This window comes from Kamptonema animale CS-326 (assembly GCF_028330895.1).
GTDB lineage: Bacteria > Cyanobacteriota > Cyanobacteriia > Cyanobacteriales > Microcoleaceae > Kamptonema > Kamptonema formosum.
The window spans coordinates 1-9851 of the sequence record NZ_JAQMUA010000393.1; the positions used below are offsets into that span (position 1 = coordinate 1).

The window sequence follows — 9851 nt, forward strand, 5'->3', positions numbered from 1 at the left end:
CACTGTGGATTATTTGCAAACTACTGTCAGTTTCAATCCCTAATAGGGATTTAGTTTAATTGCGGCTCTTATGCCGCCGCCGCCAATCCCGTAAGATTTGGGTTTCAATCCCTAATAGGGATTTAGTTTAATTGCGGCTCAAACTCTTCTTGCCCTAACTTGGGAAAAGTATTTGTTTCAATCCCTAATAGGGATTTAGTTTAATTGCGGCGCAGCGGGACATAAATCTTTAGAAGATGCGATCGCAGAACAGCAAATGTTTCAATCCCTAATAGGGATTTAGTTTAATTGCGGCTCTTTTGGGGATTGTTTTTCGATCAATATAACTGTGAGTTTCAATCCCTAATAGGGATTTAGTTTAATTGCGGCCGCCTGGTTTTGAAACCCTTACTGTATTTAATTTTCAAGGTGCAGTTGCGGGAAACTAAAATTAAAGTACCATTCCAGACTTCAACTTGTCAAGAGGCAAAAATAAAATTTCCTTCAAATCCAATCCCTGCAAGCATTTCAGACTTTGCGGGAATCGATTTTTAAAGCGATCGCCCTCAAACCCTTACCCCTCAAACCATACAGCCGAAAAAATTTACACCTCAAAAATTACACCTACCGATTCCCGCAAAAACTCCCAATCAGCACCGATAACAGTAAAAGGGCGACTAACCAGCCGCCCCCACAACTATATTAATCGCCGACTTCCTTAACTACAGAAGCACCCGCTTGGGCTTCGTGCCAAAGTTTCAGCAGCAAAAACTCCGCGCGATCGCTCAAAACAGTCATAAATATGCCATCAGCGCCCTCAGCATCCACCGACAGCCAAGTACCGCGCAGATTAACCTCAACATACTCAGCATCAGCCACACAAAGAGCGATCGCATCACTCCGATCCCGCCGTACCTCCGTCTCCAACAGAGACAAAGCCGACAAATTCGCGGGCAGCAAAAATGCCGCAGTGCTCGGCTCGACGCAGACACTTTGGCCAACTCGCATAGCCAAAATCACCCGCAGCGCCACTAACTGTTCAGGGGATTGAGCCAAACGCTCTAAGTTAAAGCCCGTTTCAGTATAAGTCAACTTCAGCATACTGACCGCCCAAAATTTTCCTTGTTAAATTGTTAACTGTTAACTGTTAACTGTTAACTGTTGATTCGAGATTGTTTATGGGGAATAGGTAATTGGTAATTGGGAAGTTTGAAGTTATGTGATTGAAATTTTCACTCAAAACTCATAACCCTTAGTTCGCAATTACCAATTAGCAATTAGCAATTAGCAATTAGCCATTACCAATTAGCAATTAGCAATTAGCCATTAGCCATTAGCCATTACCAATTACCAATTACCAATTACCAATTACCTATTCCCCAATCTGATGTTCGTGCCAAAATACTTCGGCAAAAGCAACAGCGGGGTGCATGGGAGCCTTCGGCTTAGTTCGCAAAGGCATTCCTGCTTGTAAGGGAGTGCGATCGCCCTTGATAGAATTGCACTTTTCGCAAGCAGTCACGATGTTGTCCCAAGTGTGGGCCCCCCCCTGAGCCCTTGGCATAACGTGATCCAGCGTCAAACGCTTATTGCTACCGCAGTATTGACAGGAGTGGCTGTCACGTCGCAACACTTCCCGGCGATTGACCGGCGGTACCTTCCAAATCCGTTCATTGCTTGTAAAAGTCAAGCGAATTTGTTCCGGTACACAGATGGCAAAACTAGGCGATCGCACGATCCAACCATTACCCGTAGCAAAATCCAGAGGTTCAGCCTTACCAGCCACCAAAAGCGCGATCGCCCGCTTAATATTAATGCGGCTCATCGGCAAATAATTCCTCGAAAACACTACTACGGATTGCCTTAATACATCTGTCGCAAATGTCATGGCTCACTCCTCCTGTCAATATTTCAATTTTGTTTTGATTCCAATCCCCGATCGCAAATCCAAAATCTCAAATCATAAACCCCCACTTCTCTTATCAGAAGCGGGGGCTTAAAAAACTGCTACTAAGCACATTTTTTTCTCCTATATTAGGTACGGCTATCTTGCTATACCTCCCGCTTGTCGAGTCCTATGCGTCCCTGCGACTGGCAAATCGCCACGATCCAAATCTGTATTAATCTCTTGGGCCACTCCTAACTCACTATAACCTCCTCTAAACAGGCGTTTGCCTGCAAAACTCGCGTGCGAGACGCACCACGAGCCACCAGCACCACCGCTGAGGCGATTGGTGTTAGGTCGATAGGTTGAGGAGGTAGGTAGGTTCACAGGAAGGCAAAAAGTTAAAAGAGGGCTTTAAATCTGGCTGTAAACATACTACACTGATATTACAGATATGTCCACCCATTTGAGGAAAAAAATATGTACACCATTCCTAGAACTTCTACCACAGACATGGAAGTGACCAGCATCCGCCTAGAAAGAGAGCTGAAGGAGAGGTTGAAGGAGATTGCGGGCAATCAAGGCTATCAAGCTTTGATTCGAGATCTCCTCTGGAATTTCGTACAACAAAAATCTGGAGATTTTCGACCCCAGTTTTCGCGATCGGATATTCGAGCAAGCTTTAATGCGACAGCAGAGCAGGAACAGCGTTGCGTGCTCACTGGAGAGATTATTCGACCTAACGAGCCCATGTTATTAGGCCTGACGGCCCACGGAGAGATGGTACCGCTGAGTATGAGGAGTTTGGCCGGCTAAGTTTTTGTATTCTTTTGTGTTCTCGTTCCTAGATTTTAGCCTGGGAACGAGACAGAATTATTAATAGAATTGGTAATTGGTAATTGGTAATTGGTAATTGGTAATTGCTAATTGCTAATTGGTAATTGCTAATTGCTAATTGCTAATTGCTAGTCGAAAAAGCTCCTCTGAAATATCTTAGTAGTAGAGTTAGTGTTTTTCGTTTAAATGAAACTGGAGCCTGTGGTAAAATATGATTTAGTTAAACGGGTAAATCTAGATTATGACTCAAACATCTAATACTCGCCCTATACGTCGCGGTCGCATATTTCCAGAAATTCAGTGGCCGCCAGAAAAAATTGCTCAACGTAAAGCTGAAAGAGAAGTCCTCTATCGGCAACATCGTGAAATTCTTGACCGAGTTAAGCCGGGATTGATAGCTGACCATTACAACTGGTTTATTATTATTGAGGTGAACAGCGGCGACTATTTCATCGACCCAGATGAAGGAGTAGCAATCCAAAAAGCTCGTCAAAAATACCCTTCTGGCTGGCTTGGCATTTTTCGTCTAAATGAAACTGGAACCTGTGGTAAAATATGATTTCAGGCAGATTTGGCGAGATTGGAGAGCTATTTTTTCAAATAGATTTGATTGCTGCCGATGGAGAAGAATTTCAAGTTGATGCGCTACTAGATACAGGCTTCACGAGTGGCTGGCTGGCGATTAATTTCCAAGACTTAGAAGCATTTGCTTGGCCTGTTATTGAACTTGGACGAGCGATGGATACGGCGAGAGGAGAGCAATTTTTCGATATTTATGCGGGTACTGTCATATTTGACGGACAAGAGTTTACAATTCCTGTTCACGTTGGGGACGAATTGCCAGAAACTTTGATGGGTTTGCAATGGCTTCAAACTATGCGGTTAGAGGTAGATTTCCCCTCCCAATTACTGACTTTAGGTTAAGTAACTGTTAACTGTAAATACCTTTAGTCCGCGTAGGCGGACTTCGTTTGTGTAGTAGCGGTTTCAACCGCCACATTATAAATTATTATCAGTTTATTTTACCGCGTTTCAGCAACAACTGATAAACTCCGAAGGCGATTAATGGCTGCTGCTAATTCATGCCGCCGGAACATGGCAAAATCTCCTTGGGGGAAAGGTGATAAAATGTCCATACCCTGAGATTGAATATCGGCCATCACGCGATCGAGTATTTCTGATAAAGTCCGCTTTCCATCCATATATTCCTGCTTAGCATAAACCATCGCCGCTGCGATCGCTCTCAATTGTCCGCTATCGACAATTTGTTCAACAGCCGCTAAATCAATATCCTCACTCCCAAAAGCCACCTCATCCACATCCCGAACCTTAACTCGCACGTCTCGCCTACCGCGACTAGGATCGAGACTAGCGGGAATTGGTACTCGCTGAGTAATTTTGCCAAAATGTTCCCCACCTTCAGCGGTGCGACTTGTGGAGTAAGCGATCGCGATTTCCTTAGCCTTTTCTGTGACATTATAGGCTTGAAAGTTATCCATCGCGATCGCAGTATCCGCCACATCGAAATAATCGCCACTTCCCCCCATCACTAAGATTGTGGAAACTGCATAATCCTGGTATAATTGCTTGACTTTATCGATAAATGGTGTAATCGGTTCCTTATCTTTGGCGATTAGTTCCTGCATTCTGCGATCGCGAATCATAAAGTTAGTCGCCGCTGTATCTTCATCTACTAATAAAACTGGCACTGACGAGAGACTAGCTACTAAGTTTTCCTCTCGCTTTTTCCTAACAATTCCCGCCTCCAAAGCCTCGATAATATTAGCAGCTTGTGAGGTACTCCCGCTAGCATTTTCTGTAGAAAATTGGGTAGTAGATCGACCTTGAGGTAACTGGTTAATAAAAGGCGAAATATCCACACCTATTACACTTCTACCATCTTCAGCTCTAATTTTCACTGCCGCCGGATTGGTAACGACAAATTCGCGTCCGTCTCCAGGGATATGATTGTAAACACCTAACTCAATGGCCCGCAGTAAAGTAGATTTGCCATGATAGCCACCGCCGACAATTAAAGTTACCCCAGCAGGGATACCCATGCCTGTAATTTTACCACGATTTGGACAATTAAACTCAACTGCTAAGGATGGCGGCGACTTAAAAGCGATGGCATTATCTAATAGAGGACGGTCATCAACACCAGTGCGACGAGGCAAAATTGCACCATCAGCAACAAAAGCAACTAATCCCTTTTCAGGTAATTGTTGACGCAGCCATTCAGCATCTTCTACAGTTTCAACATGACGAAGACATTCAGCGGGATTCAGTGCTGAATATTTGAGAGATTTGCTAACAATGTAGGGGATATCTTCACAAATCATTTCAGCAGCTTGACGACCTAAAATGCTCCTGCCTCCGGCTGGCAATCCGACAACAAAGCGCAATTCTACTATTTGATTGTCAATAAAAACTGAAGTTCTTTCTAAAACTTCTTGTCCAATTTTAGTAATAGCAATTAATCCGCTTTTGCCAGTACCGCGACGACCGCTAACAGTACCAGCAATCTTATCAAATTGGCGGGTTAAATAATCTCTAAATGCGATTTCTCTGCTGGGTGTAATGTAGAGTTCGGGAGGAAATTTAGCAATGTTTTGGGGTATTTGGACTCGAAATTTACTGGGAGATGCGAAGGGATCGCCTTGAACGTAGTCGATAATTAGAGTAAAGTCAGAAAAATCATAGCTACCTTGAATGTCTTTATAGGCTTTGTAGCTACGATTGTCAAGTTGTAATAAATACCGCTTTAGGTCTTCTTTGTTTTTCATTTTTTTAGTTATTTTTAATTATTGGGTGTTAGAGCCATCTCTTGGCAGTTAAGACGTTCTGAGTTCCACCAAACTCGCTGATTCTATTTCCTTTTTTCCTTCCGTTCTTTCCCTTCTTCCCCTTCTTTCCCTAGCCCCTAGCCCCTAGCCATCGCTAAAGCCTTACGAAAATATACTGCAACTGTTCCCAAAAAAACTATTATTGTTCCTAAGATAAATCCCACACTCACCATTTCCTCTTTACCTAAACTAACTTGAATTTGCTGCCACAAAATCCACATCAATAACCAGATCATTTCTACTTTCAACCACCCCAAAAGCAATCGCGCTAAGTGATATTGCACCCGCGCATTCTCCTCCGTAATTGCCACAGGATAATTGAAAGTATGGGGATAATTTGCCATCACTGCCCACATCACATCAAAAACAACAGCTACAGCGGGTAAAATCCAGATCGCTGCTTTGTTGCCCCAAGCATCAGGCTGCCCAGAAAAGCCAAAATGTACGGGAATGCGATCGCCTAAACCATCCCAAGACTGAACAATAATCCAGCAACCCCATAGAATACCCGCAACCGCCACCACCTCCAGGCCTAATTCCAGAGGCGATCGCGGAATGCTGAGAACAGGTTGGGAGTTTCGAGAGCGCTTAGTCATAAATCGTCAGATATCCATTAAGATCCATTAAGATTGAAGATCAGGCTATTGTTTAAAATTTAACCCTAATTGCGAGAGAAGATGCGATGACTTCCGAGGTTTTAGTTGAAAAGAAAAAGTTAGAAAAGCCGCCTCTAACAATACATACCTTGGGCGATCGCGCCCTGCGGCAGCCAGCAAAGCGGGTCGCTAGCGTTGATGCAGAAATTCGGCAGCTAGTCCGCGAAATGCTGCAAACTATGTACAGCGCCGAAGGGATCGGTTTAGCCGCCCCCCAAGTCGCAGTCCAAAAACAAGTAATTGTCGTTGACTGCGAACCCGACAACGCTGCTAACCCACCCTTAGTATTGATCAACCCCAGCATCAAGAAATATAGCGGCGAAGTCTGCGTTTTCCAAGAAGGGTGTCTCAGCATTCCCGGCGTGTACCTAGAAGTCAAACGCCCAGAAGCCATAGAAGTATTCTATCGGGATGAATACGGCCGGCCTCAAACATTGAAAGCTACAGAACTATTATCCCGCGCCATTCAACACGAAATGGATCATCTCAACGGCGTGTTATTTGTCGATCGCGTCGAAAATAAACTCGCACTTACCGATGAATTAGTCAAGCACAAGTTTTCACCAAAGGCGGTTAAATCTATATGATGGCAGGAACACCCAAAAGTTCTTTGTTGTTGGCTGGTTCCTGTATAACTGCGATCGCCGCTGTCGGCTCAATTTTTGAGTTATCTTCAGGAACTCCCCAACTTGGTAGTTTAGTAACTGGCATTATCTTAGCTCTCAGCATACCACTGACAGGGTTGTTATTTTATGCAGCCGTTCAGGATGCTAACAACGCAAATCAATAGAAATGACTAATTGCTAATGGCTAATTACTAATGGCTAATTGCTAATAGCTAATAAGCTTTTACGCATTTAAACGACTAACGAAGCAAGTAGGGTGCGTTAGAAGCGAACACTTACGCTTACACGGGAAACGCTCCGTACTGACGCACCCTACAATACTATTTTAAATGTCGAACAGCTTATCAATTCCGGTTAATGCCGATATCTTGTATCATTTTCTTTAACCCGCCGGGGGTTTTAACCCCCATCTAATAGCTAAAGTCGGTTAAAACCGACTGAAAAGCTGAAATAAAAAGGTTTTTAGTCCACTAAGCGAGGACTTTAGCTATGAGACAGGGGTTTCAACCCCTGGCTGTTATTATAGGTACAAGTTAGCAATTAGCAATTAGCAATCAGCAATTAGCAATTATAAAAATCTAATGGGATTTCTGTTACAATTGCCTGCTAAGGGCGTTCTTAGCCCGCAACTGCCAAAACATCAGCTTTCTGAAACTCAGGAAGTTGCGATCGGACGAGAACCTAACTGTCAAATAGCCTTAGATTCAAACATTTATGGCATGGTTTCCCGCCGCCACGCAATAGTCCGTCCTCTAGCTAACAGTGGTTTTCCCCGCTGGGAAGTTTGCGATCTCAATAGTGCTAATGGCACTTATGTAAATGGTAGAAAATTGCAAGATTGCAAAATTTTAGAACCCGGAGATACCATTACTCTTGGTGAAAATGGCCCTGAATTTATCTTTGAATCTCCTCTAGTACCCCCAGAAAAGCAGGCAGTAGCAGCATCAGGAACTACCAGCCTTTCCCCTGTTCCAGAAAAAGATTATATCACATTAACCCAACTATTTCCTATTGCCTCAACAGGAAAACATTTAACTCAAAAAGCTTATTTATATCCCGGTACCGCCACAGTAGTTTTTGTAGTCTTAATGTTTGGGGCCGTCGGCAATTCAGCCGCATTTAACCTGCTACTAGCTGCTTATCTTGCCAGTGCAGCTTACTACTTTGTATATCAACTCTGCGGTAAACGTAAACCTTGGTGGGTATTATTTGGTTCGGCCTTAGCTACAGTCCTGATTTTGGTAAGTCCTCTACTAATAGGTTTCTTAGTAGTATTTCGCGCTATCTTACCTGGTCAATTGCCAATCGAGGGCGAAGAAATAGGATTTTTTAGTCTCCTAATCCGAATGTTTTTCGGGGCAGGATTGATGGAAGAATTGCTAAAAGCTCTGCCAGTATTAGGAGCATTACTATTAGGAAATTGTCTGCGATCGCCTTGGCGAGAACGAATAGGTGTCTGGGAACCTTTAGACGGAATTTTATTAGGATCTGCCTCAGCGGTGGGATTTACTTTACTAGAAACACTGGGGCAATACGTTCCTAATATTATTCAAAACGCTACCCTGCAAGGGGGAGCAGATGCAGGTCAATTAGTAGGTTTACAATTGCTAATTCCCCGGATTTTAGGCTCCGTAGCTGGACACATGGCCTACAGTGGCTATCTAGGATATTTTATCGGATTGAGCGTTTTAAAACCTAGAAAGCGCTGGCAAATTTTAGGTGTTGGCTACTTCAGTGCGTCAGCACTTCACGCTTTATGGAATGCTTCAGGAACGGTAAGCGTGTTATTATTGGCATTAGTAGGCGTGGTTTCTTATATGTTTTTAGCCGCAGCAATTTTGAAAGCACGAGCGCTTTCTCCCAACCGCGATCAAAACTTTGCAACTAGGCTTGCCAAATAGGAGAAAATAATGGAAAATGGGATAATAAGTAAATCCACTTAATTAAACATAAGATAAGGATGGCTAAAAAGCTGAGTGTATAAACATTCTTCCTCCTCTCCTAGATAACTAAATCGTTCTTCCTTCTTCCTTCTACTTAAAATCACCAATATAGTCTAAAATAATAGGAGTCAAAGTTACATTCTTTAATGAAAAATAACTAATGAAAAAATAACGAGGAATAAACCATGACTGTCACACCAACGAAACCAGCATTAAAAACCGAGTATACTATTACTTGGGAAAAATTACCCCCAGATTTTCCCTTACCAGACGATCCTGTGGACAACATTATTCAGCCAGAATTAGCAATTGCCTTAAAAGAAAGCTTAGGAGTAGCAGGACTTACTACTGAGTCAATGTTGATTGCTACTAACTTCGGCATTTGTGCTACCGTCAATGGTAAAACCGTAGTAAAGGCCCCTGATTGGGTTTACGTTCCCAATGTTCCACCCCTAACTTCTGGAAAAATTCGCAGAAGTTATACGCCTAATGCTGAGGGACAAAAGGTCGCAATTGTGATGGAATTTCTATCACATACTGATGGAGGCGAATATTCGGTAAAACGCACTTATCCCTATGGTAAGTGGTGGTTCTACGAACGAATTTTAGAAGTCCCAGTTTATGTAATTTTCGATCCAGAAACAGGAGATTTAGAAGTTTATCATTTAACTTCAGGAATTTACGAACTACAAAATCCTAATGAGGAAAACCGTTATTGGTTTGCTGATTTGGGATTATTTCTGGGAGTTTGGCAAGGAACAAGATTCGATCTTAACGCCTTTTGGCTTCGCTGGTGGGATGCTGAGGGAAATATGTTACTTTGGTCAATGGAGAAAGATTTGTTAACCAAAGAACAGTTGCAAGCGGCTCAACAGCAAGCAGAGGCGGCTCAACAACAAGCAGAAGTAGAGCGCAATAGAGCAGAAATATTAGCTCAACAACTGCGTTCCCTCGGTATCGATCCTGACAGTTTAGTTTAAGGTAAAATAGGTAAGGGATAATTAGCTAACTTGCGATTTATCCCTTACCTATTATAAGTAGTCGGACATAATTAAACGTAGGGTGGGGGGGGGGGGGGG

The 9851-nt window shown here is 43.1% G+C and carries 12 protein-coding genes and 1 CRISPR repeat array; of the genes, 7 read left to right on the plus strand and 5 right to left on the minus strand.

The window, feature by feature from the left end; genetic code table 11:
* Positions 1-29 precede the first annotated feature (29 nt).
* A CRISPR array of direct repeats spans positions 30-369; the repeat unit is 37 nt; unit sequence GTTTCAATCCCTAATAGGGATTTAGTTTAATTGCGGC.
* Between the two features lie 312 nt (positions 370-681).
* From PN499_RS23050 to PN499_RS23060, 3 genes are all read right to left on the minus strand, one after another.
* Entirely contained in the window at positions 682-1080 is a 399-nt protein-coding gene (locus tag PN499_RS23050) for an alr0857 family protein (RefSeq protein ID WP_272034979.1), read from the minus strand.
* Between the two features lie 271 nt (positions 1081-1351).
* The gene (locus PN499_RS23055; protein WP_272034980.1) at positions 1352-1867 is read right to left on the minus strand and encodes an HNH endonuclease; all 516 of its coding nucleotides are present in this window, start codon (positions 1865-1867) and stop codon (positions 1352-1354) included.
* A gap of 156 nt (positions 1868-2023) precedes the next feature.
* Positions 2024-2251, minus strand: coding sequence for a hypothetical protein (locus tag PN499_RS23060; protein WP_272034982.1), 228 nt, complete (start codon positions 2249-2251; stop codon positions 2024-2026).
* A 93-nt stretch (positions 2252-2344) separates the two neighbouring features.
* Here PN499_RS23060 and PN499_RS23065 point away from each other — a divergent pair, with 93 nt between their 5' ends.
* The 3 genes from PN499_RS23065 to PN499_RS23075 all read left to right on the plus strand — a co-directional run bounded on the left by PN499_RS23065 (position 2345) and on the right by PN499_RS23075 (position 3625).
* Positions 2345-2680 carry a ribbon-helix-helix domain-containing protein gene (locus PN499_RS23065; protein WP_272034984.1) on the plus strand — a complete coding sequence of 112 codons (336 nt, stop codon included), beginning with the start codon at positions 2345-2347 and terminating at the stop codon, positions 2678-2680.
* A 262-nt stretch (positions 2681-2942) separates the two neighbouring features.
* Positions 2943-3260 (plus strand): hypothetical protein, encoded by a 318-nt coding sequence (locus PN499_RS23070; protein ID WP_272034986.1) that lies wholly within the window; start codon positions 2943-2945, stop codon positions 3258-3260.
* The gene (locus tag PN499_RS23075) at positions 3257-3625 is read left to right on the plus strand and encodes an aspartyl protease (RefSeq protein WP_272034988.1); all 369 of its coding nucleotides are present in this window, start codon (positions 3257-3259) and stop codon (positions 3623-3625) included. The genes PN499_RS23070 and PN499_RS23075 overlap by 4 nt, the downstream gene beginning before the upstream one ends.
* 98 nt (positions 3626-3723) lie before the next feature.
* Here the strand turns inward: PN499_RS23075 and PN499_RS23080 are convergent, their stop codons facing one another.
* Both PN499_RS23080 and PN499_RS23085 read right to left on the minus strand, forming a co-directional pair.
* The gene (locus PN499_RS23080) at positions 3724-5487 is read right to left on the minus strand and encodes an ABC-ATPase domain-containing protein (RefSeq protein ID WP_272034989.1); all 1764 of its coding nucleotides are present in this window, start codon (positions 5485-5487) and stop codon (positions 3724-3726) included.
* Positions 5488-5624: 137 nt separating this feature from the next.
* The gene (locus tag PN499_RS23085) at positions 5625-6143 is read right to left on the minus strand and encodes a DUF1648 domain-containing protein (RefSeq protein ID WP_272034991.1); all 519 of its coding nucleotides are present in this window, start codon (positions 6141-6143) and stop codon (positions 5625-5627) included.
* Between the two features lie 86 nt (positions 6144-6229).
* On the opposite strand from PN499_RS23085, the gene def reads away from it, so the two are divergent.
* The 4 genes from def (at position 6230) to PN499_RS23105 (ending at position 9752) form a co-directional block, all read left to right on the plus strand.
* The gene (def, locus tag PN499_RS23090; RefSeq protein ID WP_007357012.1) at positions 6230-6790 is read left to right on the plus strand and encodes a peptide deformylase; all 561 of its coding nucleotides are present in this window, start codon (positions 6230-6232) and stop codon (positions 6788-6790) included.
* Entirely contained in the window at positions 6790-6993 is a 204-nt protein-coding gene (locus tag PN499_RS23095; RefSeq protein WP_272034996.1) for a hypothetical protein, read from the plus strand. The genes def and PN499_RS23095 overlap by 1 nt, the downstream gene beginning before the upstream one ends.
* 417 nt (positions 6994-7410) lie before the next feature.
* Positions 7411-8730, plus strand: a complete 1320-nt coding sequence (locus tag PN499_RS23100; RefSeq protein WP_272034994.1) for a PrsW family glutamic-type intramembrane protease — start codon at positions 7411-7413, stop codon at positions 8728-8730.
* Between the two features lie 227 nt (positions 8731-8957).
* Entirely contained in the window at positions 8958-9752 is a 795-nt protein-coding gene (locus PN499_RS23105; protein WP_272034995.1) for a Uma2 family endonuclease, read from the plus strand.
* Positions 9753-9851: the final 99 nt, after the last annotated feature.